Annotated in this window: 20 protein-coding genes; 13 read left to right on the top strand and 7 right to left on the bottom strand. The window is 64.5% G+C overall.

Annotation, left to right across the window (positions count from 1 at the left end; translation table 11 throughout):
• Nucleotides 1-7: 7 nt before the first annotated feature.
• From BRA1417_RS41370 to napE, 7 genes are all read right to left on the bottom strand, one after another.
• Nucleotides 8-1,381 carry a lysophospholipase gene (locus BRA1417_RS41370; protein WP_198034888.1) on the bottom strand — a complete coding sequence of 458 codons (1,374 nt, stop codon included), beginning with the start codon at nt 1,379-1,381 and terminating at the stop codon, nt 8-10.
• Nucleotides 1,382-1,468: 87 nt separating this feature from the next.
• Nucleotides 1,469-2,584, bottom strand: a complete 1,116-nt coding sequence (locus tag BRA1417_RS0135825; RefSeq protein ID WP_007596183.1) for an ATP-dependent RecD-like DNA helicase — start codon at nt 2,582-2,584, stop codon at nt 1,469-1,471.
• Between the two features lie 88 nt (nt 2,585-2,672).
• The gene (locus BRA1417_RS0135820) at nt 2,673-3,326 is read right to left on the bottom strand and encodes a NapC/NirT family cytochrome c (protein ID WP_027519933.1); all 654 of its coding nucleotides are present in this window, start codon (nt 3,324-3,326) and stop codon (nt 2,673-2,675) included.
• Nucleotides 3,323-3,793, bottom strand: coding sequence for a nitrate reductase cytochrome c-type subunit (locus BRA1417_RS0135815; protein WP_027519932.1), 471 nt, complete (start codon nt 3,791-3,793; stop codon nt 3,323-3,325). The genes BRA1417_RS0135820 and BRA1417_RS0135815 overlap by 4 nt, the downstream gene beginning before the upstream one ends.
• Nucleotides 3,790-6,303, bottom strand: a complete 2,514-nt coding sequence (napA, locus tag BRA1417_RS0135810; RefSeq protein WP_027519931.1) for a nitrate reductase catalytic subunit NapA — start codon at nt 6,301-6,303, stop codon at nt 3,790-3,792. Before napA ends, BRA1417_RS0135815 begins: the two co-directional genes overlap by 4 nt.
• 16 nt (nt 6,304-6,319) lie before the next feature.
• Nucleotides 6,320-6,634, bottom strand: coding sequence for a chaperone NapD (locus tag BRA1417_RS0135805; protein WP_027519930.1), 315 nt, complete (start codon nt 6,632-6,634; stop codon nt 6,320-6,322).
• A 25-nt stretch (nt 6,635-6,659) separates the two neighbouring features.
• Nucleotides 6,660-6,845 carry a periplasmic nitrate reductase, NapE protein gene (gene napE, locus BRA1417_RS0135800; protein ID WP_027519929.1) on the bottom strand — a complete coding sequence of 62 codons (186 nt, stop codon included), beginning with the start codon at nt 6,843-6,845 and terminating at the stop codon, nt 6,660-6,662.
• A gap of 207 nt (nt 6,846-7,052) precedes the next feature.
• Between napE and BRA1417_RS0135795 the strand changes: the two genes are divergently transcribed.
• The 13 genes from BRA1417_RS0135795 to BRA1417_RS45140 all read left to right on the top strand — a co-directional run bounded on the left by BRA1417_RS0135795 (nt 7,053) and on the right by BRA1417_RS45140 (nt 19,364).
• Complete coding sequence (locus tag BRA1417_RS0135795) at nt 7,053-8,189, top strand: helix-turn-helix domain-containing protein (protein WP_027519928.1); 1,137 nt, start codon at nt 7,053-7,055, stop codon at nt 8,187-8,189.
• Between the two features lie 84 nt (nt 8,190-8,273).
• On the top strand, nt 8,274-9,503 hold the full coding sequence (locus tag BRA1417_RS0135790; protein ID WP_027519927.1) for an acyltransferase family protein: 1,230 nt from the start codon (nt 8,274-8,276) through the stop codon (nt 9,501-9,503).
• Nucleotides 9,504-9,604: 101 nt separating this feature from the next.
• Nucleotides 9,605-10,810 (top strand): LLM class flavin-dependent oxidoreductase, encoded by a 1,206-nt coding sequence (locus tag BRA1417_RS0135785; RefSeq protein WP_027519926.1) that lies wholly within the window; start codon nt 9,605-9,607, stop codon nt 10,808-10,810.
• 37 nt (nt 10,811-10,847) lie between these two features.
• Nucleotides 10,848-11,207 (top strand): DUF2200 domain-containing protein, encoded by a 360-nt coding sequence (locus BRA1417_RS0135780; RefSeq protein WP_027519925.1) that lies wholly within the window; start codon nt 10,848-10,850, stop codon nt 11,205-11,207.
• A 108-nt stretch (nt 11,208-11,315) separates the two neighbouring features.
• Complete coding sequence (locus BRA1417_RS0135775; protein WP_027519924.1) at nt 11,316-12,104, top strand: helix-turn-helix transcriptional regulator; 789 nt, start codon at nt 11,316-11,318, stop codon at nt 12,102-12,104.
• Nucleotides 12,105-12,181: 77 nt separating this feature from the next.
• Complete coding sequence (locus tag BRA1417_RS0135770; RefSeq protein WP_027519923.1) at nt 12,182-13,348, top strand: cytochrome P450; 1,167 nt, start codon at nt 12,182-12,184, stop codon at nt 13,346-13,348.
• A 358-nt stretch (nt 13,349-13,706) separates the two neighbouring features.
• Entirely contained in the window at nt 13,707-14,669 is a 963-nt protein-coding gene (locus tag BRA1417_RS0135765) for a sulfonate ABC transporter substrate-binding protein (RefSeq protein WP_027519922.1), read from the top strand.
• A gap of 38 nt (nt 14,670-14,707) precedes the next feature.
• Nucleotides 14,708-15,661, top strand: coding sequence for a sulfonate ABC transporter substrate-binding protein (locus tag BRA1417_RS0135760; protein ID WP_027519921.1), 954 nt, complete (start codon nt 14,708-14,710; stop codon nt 15,659-15,661).
• A gap of 8 nt (nt 15,662-15,669) precedes the next feature.
• Nucleotides 15,670-16,836 carry an FMNH2-dependent alkanesulfonate monooxygenase gene (ssuD, locus tag BRA1417_RS0135755; protein WP_245286316.1) on the top strand — a complete coding sequence of 389 codons (1,167 nt, stop codon included), beginning with the start codon at nt 15,670-15,672 and terminating at the stop codon, nt 16,834-16,836.
• Entirely contained in the window at nt 16,833-17,639 is an 807-nt protein-coding gene (gene ssuC / locus BRA1417_RS0135750) for an aliphatic sulfonate ABC transporter permease SsuC (protein WP_027519919.1), read from the top strand. Before ssuD ends, ssuC begins: the two co-directional genes overlap by 4 nt.
• Before the next feature lie 20 nt (nt 17,640-17,659).
• Nucleotides 17,660-18,496 carry an ATP-binding cassette domain-containing protein gene (locus BRA1417_RS0135745; RefSeq protein ID WP_027519918.1) on the top strand — a complete coding sequence of 279 codons (837 nt, stop codon included), beginning with the start codon at nt 17,660-17,662 and terminating at the stop codon, nt 18,494-18,496.
• A 32-nt stretch (nt 18,497-18,528) separates the two neighbouring features.
• Nucleotides 18,529-19,110 carry a flavin reductase family protein gene (locus BRA1417_RS0135740; protein WP_027519917.1) on the top strand — a complete coding sequence of 194 codons (582 nt, stop codon included), beginning with the start codon at nt 18,529-18,531 and terminating at the stop codon, nt 19,108-19,110.
• Between the two features lie 98 nt (nt 19,111-19,208).
• A complete protein-coding gene (locus BRA1417_RS45140; protein ID WP_027519916.1) occupies nt 19,209-19,364 on the top strand; it encodes a hypothetical protein in 156 nt (51 codons plus the stop codon).
• Nucleotides 19,365-19,374: the final 10 nt, after the last annotated feature.

Raw genomic sequence — 19,374 nt, 5'->3', positions numbered from 1 at the left:
CGCCGGTTCACATCATCGAGTTGAACCAGTCGAGCACGGTGGACTGCCCGTTCAACACGGCGCTGTCGCCATAGAGGCTCGCGAGGAACGTGACGCGATGGCTCGCGCCACCAACCGCAACGCCGTCCGCGAACCGTCCGCCGGCGGCGATCGCCGGCTTGACCAACCGCGGATGCAGCGCCTCGTCCGCCAATCCGTAATAGAACCGGATAGGGGAATCATAGTCCCAGAAAGTCGCGCTGTTGTTGCCGAGCTGGCGCAGCAGCCGGCTGTTGGTGTCCTTGGTGAAGCGGTCGAAGAACCCGTCCGCCAGCAAATCGCCAGCTGGCGGAACGCTCTTCGCTGTCTCGCCCTCCAGGCTGTAGTCGGCCCAGTATTTTTCCGCGAACGCCTGATATTGCGGTTTGATGGCCGTCGTGAACAGATCGCGTAGTCCATAGTACTGGCGGTAGCTTCCCAACAGGACGATCAAGCACGGCGTGATCCAGGCCGGCGGCATCGGGTAGGACGTCTCGGTAGAGGGAATGTAGGACGCCGGGTTGACCCAGTAATGGAAGCTCTCGGCGAGATTGTTGAACGGGCTTTGGGTCGCGGTTGCCGTCACCTTGAGCCCGCGGCGTTGCATCTCCTGCTTGAGCCATTGCGTGTTCAGCGCGCCTTGCGACCAGCCGTTCAGGAACAGCTCCGATTGGCGAAGGCCGAGCGCCTTCAGCTCGATCAGGCCGGCATCGAGGACGTCGAGGCAGCACTGCACCGTGGCGCCCTTCACCGCATAGGCCTCGCCGCGACCGTTGCGATAAGGACCCTTGCCGACGTAGTCTGCGGCGATCACGGCATAGCCGTTGCCGGCGAAGCGCTGGATGTTGAACAGCGTCTCCAGCGAGTCGACATTGTCGCGGAGCTGGTAGGCTTCATCGCCGAGCCGCAGCAGGTTGGATGGCACCTGATCGAACGACAGGATCGTGCCGTGTTGCCAGGACAGGACCGGCAGCACGCCGCGGATACCGGCCGGGACCGCGACGAGCGCGCTGACCTGCACGCGCTCTCCCGTCTCGGGGACGTGCGTAGAGGTGACGATGCGCCGCAGCTCGACGTCGTAGCGCGCGGCATGCTTCTCGGAGAAGTCCTTGGGCAGGATGTCGCGTTCGTTGAACACGGCATAGAATTTCGCCGCCAGCTCGTTGAGGCGTTGCTTCGAGATCCGCACCGGCTTGCCCGACCGCGAGTGGCCCGCGCGAAGCGGAGCGGATAGCGCCATCCCTGGCGCTACAGCCGATGCGGCGAGCGTGCCGGCCGCGATGCCGACCGATCTCAGGAAGCGGCGACGGTTCGCACAGGCTTCATCGGGCGTGTCGAGGTAATCGAGTCTTCCGGTGTTCATGTGCGTCCCCATCCAGACGGCACGGTGATACACATCAAAGCCTAGCGCCTGGTGAATGCATCCGCTCGGGGCCGCGCTTGCGGCGCATCACACCACAATGCTCAGACGTTTTGCCGCGCGCGTGATGCCGGTATAAAGCCACCTCGCGCGGCTCTCCTGAAACGCAAAGCTCTCGTCGAACAGCACGACGTCGTCCCATTGCGAGCCCTGCGACTTGTGCACGGTCAGCACGTAGCCGTAGTCGAACTCGTCATAGGGCTTGCGCTGCTCCCAGGCGATCGCCTCGACGCCGCCCTCGAAGCAATCGGCGCGCACCGAGACCTTCGTCACCTTGTGGCCGAGATCCTCGTCCGGCGACAGCCTCATGCTGAGAATGCGGGATTTCGAGCGCGAGGTGTTGCGCGACTTCACGCGCCACAGCCCGCCGTTGAACAGGCCCTTCTTGCGATTGTTGCGCAGGCAGACCAGCTTGTCGCCGGCGACGGGGAAGACGTCCTCGATGTTCTGGCGCTGACGCACGCGCATATTGTACGCGCGCCGCGTGTTGTTGCGTCCGACCAGCACCTGGTCCGCGGCCATGACGCGATCAGGATCGAGCTCCTTGCGCGACACCACCTCGCTCTCGCCGTAGCGGCCGATGTCGAGCTCGCGTCCCTCGCGGACGTCCATCGACATCCGCACGATCGGGTCGTCCTGGGCCTGGCGGTGCACCTCGGTCAGCATCGCGTCGGGCTCGGTATTGGTGAAGAACCCGCCGCCCTGGATCGGGGGCAGCTGCGCGGGATCGCCCAGCACCAGCAGCGGGCAGTCGAACGACATCAGGTCGCGGCCCAATTCGGCATCGACCATCGAGCATTCGTCGATCACGATCAGCTTGGCCTTGGACGCCGGGGCGTCGTCCCACAGCTCGAAGCTGGGCTGCTCCTCGCCGGATTCGCGGGTGCGGTAGATCAGCGAATGGATGGTGGAGGCTTCGTCGCAGCCCTTGTTGCGCATGACCAGCGCCGCCTTGCCGGTGAAGGCGGCGAACTTCACCTCGCCGTCGACGCCGTCGGCGATGTGCCGCGCCAGCGTGGTCTTGCCGGTACCGGCATAGCCGAACAGGCGGAACACCGGCGGCGTGCCGTTGCGGCCGGGCTTGGCCTTGAGCCAGTCGCCAACGGCCTTGAGCGCGGCATCTTGATGCGGGGTGAATGTGGCCATGTCTGCTTTGAGGAGGGGGCGAAACGGAGCGATTCGCCAGCCCCAAAACTAACCATTCGCACCGCCGGTTCAAGCCGGGCGGGGCGCCCTACTGCCAGCCGGGAACGCCGCGCATGTCGGGCAGATGGTGGGCGATGCCCTTGTGGCAGTCGATGCAGGTCTTTTCCTTGGTGAACAGGAAACGCTGGTGCGCGACCGAGGCCCGCGGCGACTGCTTGGTGATGTCCATGGAATCGGCGCTGTGGCAGTTGCGGCATTCCAGCGAATCGTTGGACTTGAAGCGCGCCCATTCATGCGCCGCCAGCTCGAGCCGGTGATCCTGAAATTTCTCGCGGGTGTCGATCGTGCCGAAGAGCTTGCCCCAGACCTCCTTGGAGGCCTGCATCTTGCGGGCGATCTTGTCGGTCCAGTTGTGCGGCACGTGGCAATCCGGACAGGTTGCGCGCACGCCGGAGCGGTTGGCGAAGTGGATGGTCGATTTCAGCTCGGCGTAGACGTTGTCCTTCATCTCGTGGCAGCCGGTGCAGAATTTTTCGGTGTTGGTCAATTCCAGCGCGGTGTTGAAGCCGCCCCAGAAGATCACGCCGGCCATGAAGCCCGCCAGCACCAGCACGCCGAGCCCGAACACCGAGCTCGGACGGATCAGCACCTGCCAGAGCTCGCGCGCAAAGTCTAGGCTTCGCGCGACGAAGCCGCCCTTGGCCTTCATTCCCTCGTCGGGCTCATCAGCGGTCGTCGTCATCGGCGGCCACCGGGACTTGCGCGCGACAGCAGCGTGTCGATGTCGGTGAAGTCGTTGCTGACGGGCGGATTGGCGGTGTTCTGCGGCACGTGGCATTCCGTGCAGAAGAAGCGGCGCGGCGAGATCGAAGCCAGGAACTGGCCGTCGCGGTCCATGAAGTGGGTGATCGAGACCATCGGCGCCTGCGATTCCGCGATGCGCGCCCGCGCATGGCAGGACAGGCACTTGTTGCCGTTGAGATCGATCTGATAGCCGTCGATCGTATGCGGAATGACAGGCGGCTGCTCCGGATAGTTGCGCACTTCCCTTTCGGAGGTGTTGCGGTTCGGCAGCATCGGCGGCGCCGGACCTTCCTCGTTGAGCGGCGTCGGGCCGCGCAGGCCTGACGTCACCGTCTGCGCTGTCAGCGAACTCGCGCCGGCTGCGATCGCGACTGCGAGCAGCGCTACTCCAAATCGTTTCATCATGACACGTTCACCCGCTCGATGCGCACGGCGCACTTCTTGTAGTCGGTCTGCAGCGAGATCGGATCGGTGGCGTCCAGCGTCACCTTGTTGATCAGCTTGGATTCGTCGAACCACGGCACGAAGACGAGGCCGCGCGGCGGCCGGTCGCGGCCGCGCGTCTCGACGCGGACACGGATGAAGCCGCGGCGGGAGACCACCTTCACCTCGTCGCCGCGGCGGATCTTCGCCTCCTGCGCGTCGTCGGGATGCATGAAGCACACGGCCTCGGGGAAAGCCTTGTAGAGCTCGGGCACCCGGCGCGTCATGGTGCCGGAATGCCAGTGCTCGAGCACGCGGCCGGTCGAGAGCCAGAACGGATATTCGTTGTCGGGCGATTCTGCCGCCGGCTCGTAAGGCAGGGCGAAGATGCGCGCCTTGCCGTCCGGATAACCGTAGAACTGCACCTCGGTGCCCTGCTTGACGTAAGGGTCGCTGCCCTCGCGGAAACGCCATTTGGTTTCCTGGCCGTTGACGACAGGCCAGCGCAGGCCGCGTTCGCGGTGATAGGTGTCGAACGGCGCGAGGTCGTGGCCATGGCCGCGGCCGAAGGTGGCGTATTCCTCGAACAGGCCCTTATGGACGTAGAAGCCGAACGCCTTGGACTCGTCGTTGAGGTAGCCCTGCTCGATGTCGGAGACCGGAAACTTGTCGACCTCGCCGTTCTTGTAGAGCACGTCGAACAGCGTCTTGCCGCGCACGTCCGGCTTTTTGGCGATCAGCTCCTCCGGCCACACTTCCTCGATCTTGAAGCGTTTTGAGAATTCCATGAGCTGCCAGAGATCGGACTTCGACTCGCCCGGGGCAGCGACGAGCTGATGCCAGAACTGCGTGCGCCGCTCGGCATTGCCGTAGGCGCCTTCCTTCTCCACCCACATCGCGGTCGGCAGGATGAGGTCGGCGGCGAGCGCGGTGACCGACGGATAGGCGTCCGAGACCACGATGAAATTGTCGGGGTTGCGGAAGCCCGGATAGGTCTCCTCGTTGGCGTTGGGACCGGCCTGGAGGTTGTTGTTGACCTGCACCCAATAGGCGTTGATCAGGCCGTCCTTCAGCATCCGGCTTTGCAGCACGGCATGCGCGCCGGGCTTGTCGGGAATGGTGCCCTCCGGGAGCTGCCAGATGTGTTCGGCCTTGGTGCGGTGCTCCTTGTTGGTGACGACCATGTCGGCCGGCAGGCGGTGTGAGAAGGTGCCGACCTCGCGCGCGGTGCCGCAGGCCGAGGGCTGGCCGGTCAGCGAGAACGGGCTGTTGCCGGGCGAGGAGATCTTTCCGGTCAACAGATGGATGTTGTAGACGAGGTTGTTGCACCAGACGCCGCGGGTGTGCTGGTTGAATCCCATGGTCCAGAACGAGACCACCTTGGTCTTGGGATCGGCATAGAGCTCGGCCAGCGCCTCCAGCCGGTTGAGCGGCACGCCCGACATCTCGGCGGCCTTCTCCAGCGTGTACTCGGAGACGAACTTGACGTACTCGTCGTAGCTCATCTCGGTGGAGTCGTTGGCCTTCGCCGCGCCCGTCGCCTTCTTCTGCAGCGGATGCTCGGGCCTCAAACCATAGCCGATGTCGGTCTGGCCGCGTCTGAAGATGGTATGCGCGGCAACGAAATCCTTGTTGACCCGGCCGGTCTTGATGATGTGGTTGGCGATGGCGTTGAGCAGATAGAGGTCGGTCTGCGGCTTGAAGATCATGCCGATGTCGGCGAGGTCGAACGAACGGTGCTCGAAGGTCGAGAGCACGGCGACGCGGACATGCGGTGCGGACAGCCGGCGGTCGGCCACGCGCGTCCACAGGATCGGGTGCATCTCCGCCATGTTGGAGCCCCACAGCACGAAGGCGTCGGTGGCCTCGATGTCGTCATAACAGCCGGGCGGCTCGTCGATGCCGAAGGTGCGCATCATGCCGGCGACCGCGGAGGCCATGCAGTGGCGGGCATTGGGGTCGATGTTGTTGGTGCGGAAGCCGGCCTTGAACAGCTTCGAGGCGGCATAGCCCTCCCAGATCGTCCACTGGCCGGAGCCGAACATGGCGACGCCGTTCGGCCCGCGCTTCTTGATCGCCTCCTTCCACTTCACCTCCATGATGTCGAAGGCTTCGGTCCAGGAGATGGGCGTGAATTCGCCGTTCTTGTCGTATTTGCCGGCCGTCTTGCGCAGCATCGGCTGCGTCAGGCGGTCGTGGCCGTACATGATCTTGGAGAGGAAGTAGCCCTTGACGCAGTTGAGGCCGCGATTGACCTCGGCCTTGATGTCGCCGTGGGTGGCGACGACGCGATTGTTCTTGGTCGCGACCATCACCGAGCAGCCGGTCCCGCAGAAGCGGCAGGCGGCCTTGTCCCATTTCAGTTCGGCGACGTCGCGCTCGGCGACGAGGTTCGCGGCGAGCGCCGGTGCCGGCATGCCGGCAGCGGCGGCCGCGATGGCGGCGGCCTCGAGCTTCAGCATCTGGCGGCGGTCGAGCTTTGGCGATGTCATAATGGCTCTTCCTGACTCAGGCGGTTTCAATGGCGTGAAAGACCAGCGCTGCGGAATAGACGTCGGGCAGCGACTGGATGGTGTTGAGCAGGGTGCCGAGGCTGCCGGCATCAGGCGCCTCGGTCACGACGATGAGCTTTCCTCGCGCAGCGCGGCCGTGAATCTCGCAGCCGGCAAGGGCGGTGATCGCGGCTTCCAGCTGGTCCAGGCGCTCGGGGCGCGCCTGCACGATGATGCTGGCGATTTCGCAACCGGGCGGCGAGATGACGCGCTCGGCGCTGAGCACCCGGCCGGTGATCAAGGCACGGCGGTTGAGTGTGGCGTGGGCCATGATGCCTGTCTTTCGCTTTAAGGGATCAATGCGGGGAGGGCGGCGGGCCGGGAGGGCCGGCAAAGATCTGGTAGATCCAGACGCCGAGCCCGTAGGAGCCGACCGTTCCGACCGCGAGGACGGGCATCACGATCGCGGTCAGGAACAGGAAAGCGAAAATCTCCATGCGCTTACGGCGCACGCGCGAAGTCGCGTCGTCAGGGGCCGACATATTCGGTCTCGTCTGAAATGTAGGGATTGGGACGGCATCCGGGCCGTTGCCTTGCTGCACTTTAGATGCAGCAGGGCCACTGACGCCTTGATCTGGATCAATCCGTCAATTTGCGGCGGTCGCTGCGGCCGGAGCCACTACCGCAAGTTTGGGTTGTACCCGTGCGAAGGCGATGCGACAATTTGGCGTCGAACGGGGATCCGAGTTGTGACCGCGACAGGGCTGACGGCGATCGATCTCGGACTTCGCGGCGCGGCGAGCGGCGTGTTCCTGTTGATCGTTCTCGTGGCCTTGCTGCGTCGTGCGGCCGGCCAACAGGCTTTGCTGGGCATCGCGATGTGCGCAGGCGGCATATTCTATGCGATCGCGACGGCGCCCAACATTCCCAAATCGTCATGGTGGTGGGTGTTGCCGATCCTGTCCGCGCAGCCTGCCGTATTCTGGCTGTGGGCGCGCGCGGCGTTCGACGACGATTTCGTGCTGAGGCGTTGGCACGGCGCCCTGTGGCTGAGCATCGTGGCTTTCGGGTTTGCGATCACGCTGGGCTGGGCGAACTGGCCCGCTTTGGCCGGCGCAGGCGGGCGAGTCCTGGCTTTGGCCACCCTGGTGCTGGCCCTCGCTGCCGCGATTCAGACGGTCAAGACCTGGCGAGCCGATCTGGTCGCGCGGCGACGCCGACTGCGGCTGGCGATGCTTGCGATCAATGTCGTGCTCATCGCGACCGTCGCCGTCGCCGGCTTCGCCGCAATTCCCGTCGCGGTTCCCGGTGCGCCCGGCAGTCTTCCGACCGCGCTCGGGCTGTTCGTGGTGGCCATGCTTGCCGGCATCGGCTTGTTCAGCGCGCCGGCGATGGCTGTCAATGACGCCACCGCCGCGATCGCATCCGGCGAGGTAGGGAGGCAAGCCCTGGTCGCCGATCGCGCCGCCGCGGGGCGGGTCGTCGTCGACCCGATCCTGCTCCGGCGCCTCGACCATCTGATGACGGTGGAGCGAACCTATCGGCAGGAAGGTCTTGCGATCGGAGCGCTCGCGGCTCGGCTCGACGTTCCCGAGCATCGGCTGCGCCAGGCGATCAATGAAGGGCTGGGCTATCGCAACTTCAATGCTTTCCTCAACCGCTACCGTATCGAGGACGCCAGGCTGGCGCTGTCCGACGTGACGCAACGGGAGGTCCCGGTGCTGACCATCGCCATGGATGCGGGCTTCCAGTCGATCGGACCTTTCAATCGCGCCTTCAAGGCCGAAACCGGCATGACCCCGACCGAATTCCGGCGCGAGGCGCTGAGCCGGCCGGAAACCGATCGCGATCAGACAATCAGCCAGCCGCGTCGAGAAATCGGCTAGCCGATTTCTGGATCGGGCAAGAGCGCCGCGCCCCGTTGGGCAGACTGTCCGGCAGATCCTCTCGCCAGCCGAATGAGCCCACCCATGTTACCTTCGACCGCCGCTACCCCTGCATCGGAACGGCTGCACGCTCTTGATGCACTCAGGGGCGGCGCCCTGCTGCTCGGCATCGTCCTGCACGCGGCCATGTCGTTCGTGCCCGCCACGCCCCGGTTCTGGTTCATCCAGGACACCCATCCAAGCCTGCTCCTGGGCCTGCTGACCTTCACCATCCATGTCTTCCGGATGACGACCTTCTTCCTGATGGCGGGTTTCTTCGCCCGCATGAGCTTTCATCGCCGGGGCGTCAGGGGCTTCGTCCGCGACAGGCTCCTGAGAATCGGGCTGCCGCTCGTGATCGGTTGGCTGATCCTGTTCACGCCCATGTACTTCATCGCGATCTGGGCGTCTCATTTCCCGAACGGCGGCTGGTCCCGCAGCTGGCCACCGGTGCTGCCGAATTTCCCCCTGACCCATCTCTGGTTCATCTATGTGCTACTGGAGCTTTATGTCGCCGTGCTGCTGCTGCGCGGGGCATTTGTTTGGCTAGATGCGTCAGGCGGGTGGCGAGCGGGGATCGACCGCGTCTTCGCCGGGATCATGAAAAGTCCGCTGGCCCCCCTTGTTCTGGCAATCCCGATCGGCGTCGCCTTCTGTCTCGATCAACGCTGGATCAACGTGATGGGCGTGAGGACGCCGGATCAATCGCTCATCACCAACGCGCAGGCCTGGATCGGCTTCGGCACCGCCTTCGCGATCGGCTGGCTGCTGCATCGGCAGATCGATCTGCTGCGGCTGATTGAGCGGCGCTGGCTGCCGCATCTTCTGCTCGCAATCACTCTGATCCTGATCAGTTTCGTGCTGGTTGGGGCAATGACGTCCGCGCCGGGTGCACCGAAACTGCCTTTCGGCTTCGCCACGCTCCGGCTTGTCTCCGTGATCCTGTATGCGCCGGCGATATGGATTTCGACCTTCGCGGTCCTCGGCCTCGCCCTCCGCTTCATGTCCGGCTTCAGTCGGACGTGGCGCTATCTCGCCGATGCATCCTACTGGCTCTATATGATCCACCTGCCGATCGTGATGGCGCTGCAGGTTGCGCTGTCACAGCTCGACTGGCCCGGGCTGATCAAGTTCGGCGTTCTTCTCATCGTCGCGCTTCCTCCGATGCTGGCGAGCTATCATCTGCTGGTCCGGTTCACCTTCATCGGTGTGGTCCTGAATGGCCGCCGCGCCGAAAAGCACCTTCTCCCGCAAGGCGGAATTGCGACTGCGTAGACAGCGCCGCCCCACCCATTAAGATGCCCGCAACAAAAATATGAGCGGCAAGAAAACTCAAGAAAACTCAAGAAAACTCAAGAAAACTTGGGAGAGGCGTCATGAAGTTCGGCATCTTCTATGAGCTGCAACTGCCACGTCCGTGGGTGGCCGGCGACGAGCTCAGCCTCTACCAGAACGCGCTCTCGCAGATGGAACTGGCCGACCAGCTCGGCTACGACCACGCCTGGGTCGTCGAGCATCATTTTCTCGAAGAGTACTCGCACTCGCCCTCGCCGGAATCGTTCCTCGCGGCCGCAAGCCAGCGCACCAGGAACATCCGGCTCGGCCACGGCATCCTCCAGCTCACCACCAACCACCCGGCGCGTGTCGCCGAGCGCGTCGCAGTGCTCGACCTGCTCTCCAACGGGCGCTGCGAATTCGGCATGGGCGAGAGTGCCTCCATCACCGAGCTCACGCCGTTCGGCCGCGACATGGAGACCAAGAAAGAGGTGTTCGAGGAGGCCGTCGCCGCGATCTTCCCGATGTTCAAGGACGCGGGAAGCGAGCATCACGGCAAATATTTCGACATTCCCTTGCGAAACGTCGTCCCGAAGCCGGTGCAAAAACCGCATCCGCCCTTGTGGATGGCCTGCTCGCAATTACAGACCATCGAACGCGCGGGACGGCACGGCTTTGGCGCGCTCGGTTTCCAGTTCGTCAGCGCGGATGCCGCGCACGCCTGGGTGCACGCCTATTACAACGCCATGACCAAGCGTCTCGCCAAGCTTGCCGACTACGAGATCAACCCGAACATGGCGCTGGTGTCGTTCTTCATGTGCGCGAAGACGGATGAGGAGGCCCGCGCCCGCGCCGACGGCGCCACCTTCTTCCAGTTCGCGTTGCGCTTCTACGGCGCCTCGCAGAACCGCCAGCGTCCGGCGCCCTACACCGTCAACATGTGGGACGAGTACAACAAGTGGAAGCGCGACAACCCGGAGGCGCAGGAGGCGGCGCTGCGCGGCGGCCTGATCGGCTCGCCCGAAACCATCCGCAGGAAGCTGAAGCGCTTCCAGGGCTCGCACGTCGACCAGGTCATTTTGCTCAACCAAGCGGGCAAGAACAGCCACGAGCACATCTGCGAATCGCTGGAGCTGTTCGGCCGCGAGGTGATGCCGGAATTCCAGAATGATCCGGCGCAGGCGGCGTGGAAGCAAGGCGTCATGAGCGGCGAGATCAAGCTCGAGGAAATCGACACCGAGGCCTTCACCGACCGCTACGGCAAACTCGCCGTCAACGTTGCGCCGGCGAAGGCGGCGGCCGGGTAGAGTGTCACGTCCTGCAACAAGCTATCCCGGAGTGCTCATGACAAAACACCGGATCTACACCACCAGCTTCGCAAGCGTTTACCCGCTTTACGTTGCGAAGGCGGAGAAGAAAGGACGCACCAAAGCAGAGGTTGATCAGGTCATCTCCTGGTTGACAGGCTATGGTCAGAAGGAGCTGGAAGCTCAACTGGAACAGCGGACGGACTTCGAAACCTTCTTTGCGAAAGCCCCCAAGATCAATCCTTCGCGAGCCTTGATCACAGGCGTGGTTTGCGGCGTCCGGGTCGAGGATGTCCAAGAGCCAACGATGCGAGAGATCCGCTACCTGGACAAGCTGATCGATGAGCTGGCCAAGGGAAAAGCAATGGACAAGATTTTGCGGACAAGTGCTGGCTGAGCCGCCCCTTCGTACGCCTGGCTTGGCGACGAGATATCCGGCGATACCCGCCTTCCGCTGCGCGGCCATTGCTGATAAATTTCGTCAAAAGGCGATGTGGAGAAAACGATGCGCCCTCACGGGACGCCCGCAAATCCGGCGGCTGGCGATGTTACGCCCGCGGTGCTTGCCATCGGTCGTCCGGATTTCCCTGATATCCTGATCGATACACTGCGCCGGCAGGCCGGGGTCGGGCATTGCATGGTGTTCGCGCTGAGCCGCGCGGGCGCCGCACACTGCCTGCTCGATGCCGGCAACATCCCGATCGGCGGCGATCTCGGCGCCGCCTATGCCGGGCAGTTCCACCAATCCGATCCCAACCGCGATGCGCTGTTCGAAGGCGAGGGCCGCGCGACGCTCGTGCTGCCCGCCTTCGCGCCGCGCATGTACGGCGCGCGCTACCGCAAAATGTTCTTTGTGGATTCCGGCATCGTCGACAAATGCGCGACCGCGATCTGGGTCGACGACACCTGCTTCTACGTCAATTTCTATCGCATCGCCGTCCAGGGCCGCTTCAGCGACGCCCAGCGTGTGCGGCTTGAGGCCATCGCACCGGCCATCAGTGCGAGCGTCGCACGCCATTTCCAGCACGGCTCGGCGGCGACGACCGAGCAGTCTCTCGCCGGGCTCTTCGCGACGCGCGCGCCGCTCGCCAGCCTCACCCCGCGCGAGCAGGACGTTTGCCGGCGCATCCTCTCGGGCTTCAGCTCCGAGGCGATCTCGCAGGCGCTCGGAATCAGCCTGCATTCGACGCTGACGTACCGCAAGCGCGCCTATGAGCGGCTCGGCATTTCCTCGCAGAGCGAGCTGTTTGCGATCGTGCTGCGCCTGCTCGCCGGCCCGCGCGGCCTGAACTGAGGCTGTCCCAATCGCTGGGGACAGACGGCGCCTCCTGAAGCCGCTAACGTTGGCGGCGAACAGCAATGGAGCGAAGCTTGAGCACCGCGCCGCGCATCGACATCGACCCGGCCGCATTCTGGGCCGACCCCTATCCGATGCTCGCCAAGATGCGGAAAGAGGCGCCGATCGCCTTCGTGCCGCAGCTCGGCTCGACGCTGCTGACGAGCCGCGACGATATCTCGATTTCCGAGAAGCAGATCGACGTGTTCTCCTCGCACCAGCCGGCAGGCCTGATGAACCAGCTGATGGGCCACAACATGATGCGCAAGGACGGCGAGGCGCACCAGGTCGAGCGCCGCGCGATGTTTCCGACGGTGTCGCCGAAGGCGGTGAAGGCGCACTGGGCCGCGCTGTTCCAGGCCCATGCCGACCGCATCATCGACGCGATCGAGCCCGGGCGGATCGATTTCATGCGCGACTTCGCGTTGCCGTTCTCCGGCGAATGCCTGAAGTCGATTACCGGCCTCACCAATATCGGCTTTGCGGACATGGACGCCTGGTCACAGGGCATGATCGAGGGCATCGCCAACTACAGCGGCGACCCAGCCGTCGAGGCGCGGTGTCATGCGGCCACGTCGGGCATCGATGCGGCGATCGACGACATCCTGCCGGTGATGCGCAAGCATCCCGACCAGAGCATCCTCGGCGTGCTGTTCGCCTCGGGCATGGCGATGGAGAGCGTGCGCGCCAACGTCAAGCTCGCGATATCCGGCGGCCAGAACGAGCCGCGCAAGGCGATCGCCGGCACGGTGTGGGCGCTGCTGAGCCATCCCGACCAGCTCGATCTCGTGCGCAAGGGCGAGGTGACGTGGCTCCAGGCCTTCGAGGAATATGCCCGCTGGATCTCGCCGATCGGCATGTCGCCGCGACGCATCGCAAAGCCGTGGACGATCCGAGACGTCGCATTCGAAACCGATGAACGCGTATTCCTCATGTTCGGCTCCGCTAATCGCGATGAGAAGCACTTCGTGCGCGCCGACCAGTTCGACGCGCGGCGTGATACGGCCAAGAGTGTCGCTTTCGGTGCTGGCCCGCATTTCTGCGCCGGCGCCTGGGCCTCGCGCGCCATGATCGCCGACGTCGCACTGCCGACCTTGTTCGCGCGTGCCGGCCGGCTCGAGATCGCCGACGACGAGCCGGTGCGGATCGGCGGATGGGCGTTCCGCGGGCTGCAAAATCTGCCGGTGAGGTGGCTGCACTAGTCCGGCAGGGACCGGTCCATCCGCAACGCCGCCATCATGCCATCCTGCTCCTGTTTTGCCCGACGAGTCAAGTCAAGTTCGGATAAACGTAAGTCATTGTTTTCGCACGCGCCGGCTACTGTGCATGGGGTTGTTTTCGCGATTTTTTTATTTCTCGGTCGGGTGCGTGCGTTTTTCACATTCGCGTGCGGAAAAATATCCCCTGCATTGCTCGGTGGATTGAAAGATTAATCATGCGCTCCGCCGCGCTTGCAGTGCCTGCATCGCTATTTTTCCGCGCGTCTCGACACCTCCGACAAGCCGCACCATCATTCCCGAGCACGAATGAAGGACGGCCGCACGCGGCCTGGAGTGTCGGATGCAACGTCGGGACTTTCTGAAACTATCCGTTGGAACTGCGGCAGCCGCCGCATTCGCTTCGCACGCCAACGCGCAAGCAACGTCGCAAGGTGCGGTGAAGGAAATTCGTATCGGCTACCAGAAGACCGGCGTGCTGGTTGTCACGCGTCAGCAGGCCGCCCTGGAAAAACATTTCGCGCCCTTGGGCGTCGACGTGAAATGGGTCGAGTTCTCGTCGGGGCCTCCGATGATGGAGGCGATGAATGTCGGCAGCGTCGATTTCGGTGCGGTCGGCGATTCCCCGCCGGTGTTCGCCCAGGCCGCGGGCGCGGCGATCGTCTATGCCGCCGGCCAGCCCATCACCAACGGGCAGGGCATCCTGGTGCCGAAGGATTCGCCGTTCCGCGCCATCGCGGACTTGAGGGGCAAGCGCGTCGGCTTCACCAAGGGATCCAGCGCCCACAACATCGTGGTGCAGACGCTGGAGAAAGCCGGCCTCACCTATGCCGACATCACGCCGGTCTATCTGACGCCGCCGGATGCCGGTCCCGCCTTTGCCAATGGCAGCATCGAAGCCTGGGCGATCTGGGATCCGTATTTCGCGATCGGCGAGACCAAGCAGGGCGGCCGCATCCTGATCAATGCGCGCGACGTCACCAAGACAAACTCCTTCTTCATCGCCAATCGCGATTTCGCGAAGAGCCACGGCGCAGTCCTGCAACAGATCATCGATGTGGCGAGCGCAGCTGGTCGATGGGCCGAACAGCACCGGAACGAGGTCGCCAAATCGCTCGCCGCGATCACCGGCGTCCCGCTGGACATCCAGACCCTCGCCGCCAATCGCGCGAATTTCGTGGTCGGCCCCGTCACCGACGACATCGTCACGACCCAGCAGGGTGTCGCCGACCGCTTCCACAAGCTCGGCCTGATCCCGAAGCCGATCGTGATCCGCGACATCGTCTGGCGCAACCCGGCAGCCTGATCGTGCCAACCAGCCTTCCCATTCAAAAGGGTTTGAACATGAGGCGTATCATCCAGCGTCTGATCGCGGCCATCGTGCTGTCGATCGGCATCGTCGCCGCTGCGGTCGGCACCTCCTATGGGCAGGACAAGGTGGTCCGCATCGGCTACCAGAAATACGGCAAACTGGTGCTGCTCAAGAGCAAGGGCACGCTGGAGCCGAAGCTAGCTGCCGACGGCTACAAGGTGGTGTGGACCGAATTCCCCTCCGGCCCGCCGCTGCTCGAGGCGCTCAATGTCGGTGCGATCGATTTCGGCAACACCGGCGAAGCCCCGCCGATCTTCGCGCAGGCCGCCGGCGCGCCGATCCAGTATGTCGCCTACGAGCCGCCGGCCCCGAAGGGCGAGGCGATCCTGGTGCCGAAGGACAGCCCGCTGAAGTCCGTCGCCGACCTCAAGGGCAAGAAGGTCGCGCTCAACAAGGGCTCCAATGTCCATTACCTCCTGGTCAAGGCGCTGGAGAAAGCCGGCGTCAAATATTCCGAGATCGAGCCGGTGTTTCTCGCGCCGGCCGATGCGCGCGCCGCCTTCGAGCGCGGCGCGGTCGATGCATGGGTGATCTGGGATCCGTTCCAGGCCGCCGCGGAAGCCGCGACCGGCGCCCGCACGCTCGCTGACGGCACCAACATCGTCGCCAACTACCAGTTCTATTTCTCCTCGAAGAAATTCCTCGAGGCCCATCCTGATATCGTCGACGCCGTGCTGGCCGAGCTCAGCGCGGTGGACGATTGGGCCAAGGGCGATATCCACGGGGTTGCCGCGCAGCTGGCGCCGTCGATCGGCCTGTCAGTCCCGGTGGTCGAGGTCGCGCTGAAGCGGCAATCCTACGGCATCAAGCCGCTGACCGATGCCGTCATCGCCGATCAGCAACAGGTTGCGGACGCGTTCTTCGCGCTCAACCTGATCCCCAAATCCATCAAGATTTCCGACGTGGCGCGGAAGCCAGGATCATGAGCAAGCAAATGAGCAAGCAAGCGAACGCCAACATCCTCTGGTTCCTGCCGACCCACGGCGACGGCCGCTATCTCGGCACCGGCATCGGCGGCCGCGAGGTCAATTTCAACTATCTGCGCCAGATCGCGCAGGCCGCCGACCAGCTCGGCTATTTCGGTGTGCTGCTGCCGACCGGGCGGTCTTGCGAGGATTCCTGGATCGTCGCCTCCTCGGTCGCGCCGTTCACCGAGCGGCTGCGCTATCTCGTGGCGGTCAGGCCCGGCCTGCAATCGCCGAGCGTGGCCGCGCGCATGACCGCGACGCTCGACCGCGTCACCAACGGCCGGCTCCTGGTCAACGTCGTCACCGGCGGCGATCCCGTCGAGAACAAGGGCGACGGCATCTTCCTCGCCCATGACGAGCGCTACGAGGTCACCCGCGAGTTCCTCGGCGTCTATAGCGAGCTGCTCGCCGGCAAGACCGTCAACGTCGAGGGCAAGCACATCCATGTCGAAGGCGGCAAGCTGCTGTTTCCTCCGGTGCAGTCGCCGCGTCCGCCGCTCTATTTCGGCGGCTCGTCGGATGCCGGCATCGACGTCGCCGTCGACACCGTCGACAAATACCTCACCTGGGGCGAACCGCCGGCCTTGGTCGCGGAGAAGATCGCGAAGGTGAGGGAGGTCGCCGCGGCTCGCGGTCGAAAACTATCCTTCGGCATCCGGCTCCACGTGATTGTCCGCGAGACCAATGACGCGGCCTGGCGTGCGGCGAATGAGCTGATCAAGCATGTCAGCGACGAGACCATCGCGACCGCGCAGAAGAACTTCGCGCGGATGGATTCGGTCGGCCAGCAGCGCATGGCGCAGCTCTATGGCGGCAAGCGCGACAAGCTCGAGATCGCCCCGAACCTGTGGGCCGGCGTCGGCCTCGTGCGTGGCGGCGCCGGCACGGCGCTGGTCGGCGACGCCCAGACGGTCGCGGCCCGCATCAAGGAGTATCAGGACATCGGCATCGATACCTTCATCATGTCGGGCTACCCGCATCTGGAGGAAGCCTATCGTTTTGCCGAGCTGGTGTTTCCGCTGCTCTCGCTGGAGCAGCCCAGCAACGTGACCAGGCTGCACTTCAACGGTGGCCCTTTTGGTGAAACGGTCGGCAGCGATTATCGTCCGCAGCAGCAGGTGTCGCAATCATGAGCCTGATCGACAGCGTTTCGCTTCCCCGCGGCTTGCGCCTGCCGCGCGTGGACGGCCTGATCCAGTGGATCGTGCCGCTCGCCATCATTGCGATCTGGCAGGTCGCCAGCGTCACCGGCTTCGTGCCGACGCGGGTGCTGCCGGCGCCGAGCGACGTGTTGCTTGCGGGCTGGAAGCTGCTGCTCTCTGGCGAGCTCGTTCGCAACATCTGGGTCTCGTTCTGGCGCGCCTCGATCGGCTTCCTGATCGGCGGCAGCATCGGCTTCGCGTTCGGTCTTGCCAACGGCCTGTCGCAGCTGTCGTCAAAGCTCACCGACACCACGCTGCAGATGGTGCGCAACGTGCCGCATCTGGCGCTGATCCCACTGGTGATCCTGTGGTTCGGCATCGACGAAAGCGCGAAGCTGTTTTTGGTCGCGCTCGGCGTGTTCTTCCCGATCTACCTCAACACGCTGCACGGCATCCGCACCGTCGATCCCCAGCTGATCGAGATGGGCCGCATCTACGGCATGACCGATGGCGAGCTGTTCCGCCGGGTGATCTTCCCGGGCGCGCTGCCCTCGATCTTCGTCGGCATCCGCTTCGCGCTCGGCATCATGTGGCTGACCTTGATTGTCGCCGAGACCATCGCGGCGTCTTCGGGCCTCGGTTACATGGCGATGCAGGCGCGCGAGTTCATGCTGATCGACGTCGTGGTGCTCTCGATCCTGATCTACGCGCTGCTCGGCAAGCTCGCCGACAGCGCCTCCCGCGTGCTGGAGCGCCTGACGCTCTCCTGGCACCCCGCTTATTGGAAACGCTGAGCAGACATACCGGGAATCACATGCAGACAGCCCTTCGTACCTCCGTTCCAGACACCGAACTCGCCAGCCGTGCCCATTTCGCGCCTCACGCCCGCGTGGTGCGCGAGGAGCGCCCGGTGCCAACGAGCGGCCTGCCGCTCAGCATCCGTGGCCTGCGCAAATCCTACGGGGACAACGAGGTGCTGCGCGGCATCGACCTGCACATCCCCGCCGGCCAGTTCGTCGCCATCGTGGGAAAAAGCGGCTGCGGCAAGAGCACGCTGCTGCGCCTCATTGCCGGCCTGGAAAAGATCGACGCCGGCAGCATCTCGCTCGGCGACGCCGTGAAGCCCGAGGATATCCGCGTGATGTTCCAGGAGCCTCGGCTGTTGCCTTGGGCCCGCGTTCTCTCCAATGTCGAGGTCGGTCTCGGCCGCGATCGTTCATCCAGTGATGCGCATACACGCGCCGATAAGGCGTTGACCGAGGTTGGACTAACCGACAAGCGCGACCAGTGGCCCTCGGTGCTGTCGGGCGGCCAGAAGCAGCGCGTAGCTCTTGCCCGCGCGCTGGTTTCGCGTCCCCGTGTGCTCGCCTTCGACGAGCCGCTTGGCGCGCTGGACGCGTTGACCCGCATCTCGATGCAGCGGTTGCTGGAGCGCGTCTGGCGCGACCAGGGCTTTACCGCGATCCTGGTGACCCACGATGTCGCCGAGGCGGTCGCGCTGGCCGACCGGGTGCTGGTGATCGAGGAAGGGCGCATCGCCCACGACGTTGTGGTTAACACGGCCCGGCCCCGCGAACGCGGCTCGGCCGAGCTCGCGGGTCTCGAAGGCTCGATCCTGAGCCACCTTTTGTCGGCGGACGATCGTACCTAGATAGAGAGGGACCCCCGCTTGGGGACGATGCCATGAATGTAGTGCCCCGCGATCTCATGACCGAAAATGTCGTCTCCTCCGCCGATTTCCGCGGCGCCATGCGCCATCTCACCGGCGGCGTCAGCGTCATCACCGCCGGACGGGGCAAGGACATCACCGGCATGACCGTCACCTCGGTCAGCTCGTTCTCGGTCGATCCGCCGACGCTGATCGTCAGCATCAACCGCGACGCCTCCTCCTTCCCGCTGATCCGGCGCCACGGCGCCTTCGGTGTGAACATCCTCGCGGCCGATCAGCTCGACATCGCCGAGCGCTTTGCCGGCAAGGGCGGGCTCAAGGGTGCCGATCGTTTCGCGGGCGCCAGATGGGTGACCGCCGTCTCGGGTGTTCCGCTGCTGGTGGGCGCATTGTCGGCCGTCGATTGCGAGGTCGAGGAGATATTCGAGCGCCATTCGCACGGCATCGTCATCGGGCGGGTGCGAGACGTCAGGAATTCGACCCGCAACGCTGCGCTGGCCTATTGGCACGGCCAGTACGTGGCGGTGGATCAGGACGAAGACGCACTCCGGCTTGCGGACGTCAGCGTTCCCACCAAGGTCCGGCGCGGCATTTGATCGCCGCCAGCCACAGGCCGTGCAGGCTGGCCTTTTCCCCCTCCTCGCTCTAGAAGCGCTGCCTGAGCCTCCCGCCGGGACAGCAATGGAGCGCAATCATGAAACGCGTCGCGACCTGGGCCTTCTATGCGGTCGGCGCGCTCGCGATCGCCTATCTCGCGCTCTACGCCTATGCGACGTTCAGCGGCCATCCGATCGTGCCTGGCGACCCCATCCAGATCTTCCGCAGGCCGGATGCGCCGAGCTATTCGTGAGGTTTTCGCG

It is taken from the genome of Bradyrhizobium sp. WSM1417 (assembly GCF_000515415.1).
Lineage (GTDB): Bacteria > Pseudomonadota > Alphaproteobacteria > Rhizobiales > Xanthobacteraceae > Bradyrhizobium.
The sequence above is the reverse complement of the archived record's forward strand: the minus strand, read 5'-3'. Positions and strand labels throughout refer to the sequence as shown.

Bases quoted from the DNA above. Each gene is read 5' to 3' on its own strand.
- BRA1417_RS0135815 (WP_027519932.1), bottom strand. From the start codon at position 3,793: ATGATGAAACGATTTGGAGTAGCGCTGCTCGCAGTCGCGATCGCAGCC.
- BRA1417_RS0135790 (WP_027519927.1), top strand. From the start codon at position 8,274: ATGTTACCTTCGACCGCCGCTACCCCTGCATCGGAACGGCTGCACGCT.
- ssuD (WP_245286316.1), top strand. From the start codon at position 15,670: ATGAGCAAGCAAGCGAACGCCAACATCCTCTGGTTCCTGCCGACCCAC.
- BRA1417_RS0135740 (WP_027519917.1), top strand. From the start codon at position 18,529: ATGAATGTAGTGCCCCGCGATCTCATGACCGAAAATGTCGTCTCCTCC.
- BRA1417_RS0135805 (WP_027519930.1), bottom strand. From the start codon at position 6,634: ATGGCCCACGCCACACTCAACCGCCGTGCCTTGATCACCGGCCGGGTG.
- BRA1417_RS41370 (WP_198034888.1), bottom strand. From the start codon at position 1,381: ATGAACACCGGAAGACTCGATTACCTCGACACGCCCGATGAAGCCTGT.
- BRA1417_RS0135765 (WP_027519922.1), top strand. From the start codon at position 13,707: ATGCAACGTCGGGACTTTCTGAAACTATCCGTTGGAACTGCGGCAGCC.
- BRA1417_RS45140 (WP_027519916.1), top strand. From the start codon at position 19,209: ATGAAACGCGTCGCGACCTGGGCCTTCTATGCGGTCGGCGCGCTCGCG.
- napE (WP_027519929.1), bottom strand. From the start codon at position 6,845: ATGTCGGCCCCTGACGACGCGACTTCGCGCGTGCGCCGTAAGCGCATG.
- BRA1417_RS0135775 (WP_027519924.1), top strand. From the start codon at position 11,316: ATGCGCCCTCACGGGACGCCCGCAAATCCGGCGGCTGGCGATGTTACG.
- ssuC (WP_027519919.1), top strand. From the start codon at position 16,833: ATGAGCCTGATCGACAGCGTTTCGCTTCCCCGCGGCTTGCGCCTGCCG.
- BRA1417_RS0135780 (WP_027519925.1), top strand. From the start codon at position 10,848: ATGACAAAACACCGGATCTACACCACCAGCTTCGCAAGCGTTTACCCG.
- napA (WP_027519931.1), bottom strand. From the start codon at position 6,303: ATGACATCGCCAAAGCTCGACCGCCGCCAGATGCTGAAGCTCGAGGCC.
- BRA1417_RS0135785 (WP_027519926.1), top strand. From the start codon at position 9,605: ATGAAGTTCGGCATCTTCTATGAGCTGCAACTGCCACGTCCGTGGGTG.
- BRA1417_RS0135820 (WP_027519933.1), bottom strand. From the start codon at position 3,326: ATGACGACGACCGCTGATGAGCCCGACGAGGGAATGAAGGCCAAGGGC.
- BRA1417_RS0135825 (WP_007596183.1), bottom strand. From the start codon at position 2,584: ATGGCCACATTCACCCCGCATCAAGATGCCGCGCTCAAGGCCGTTGGC.
- BRA1417_RS0135760 (WP_027519921.1), top strand. From the start codon at position 14,708: ATGAGGCGTATCATCCAGCGTCTGATCGCGGCCATCGTGCTGTCGATC.
- BRA1417_RS0135745 (WP_027519918.1), top strand. From the start codon at position 17,660: ATGCAGACAGCCCTTCGTACCTCCGTTCCAGACACCGAACTCGCCAGC.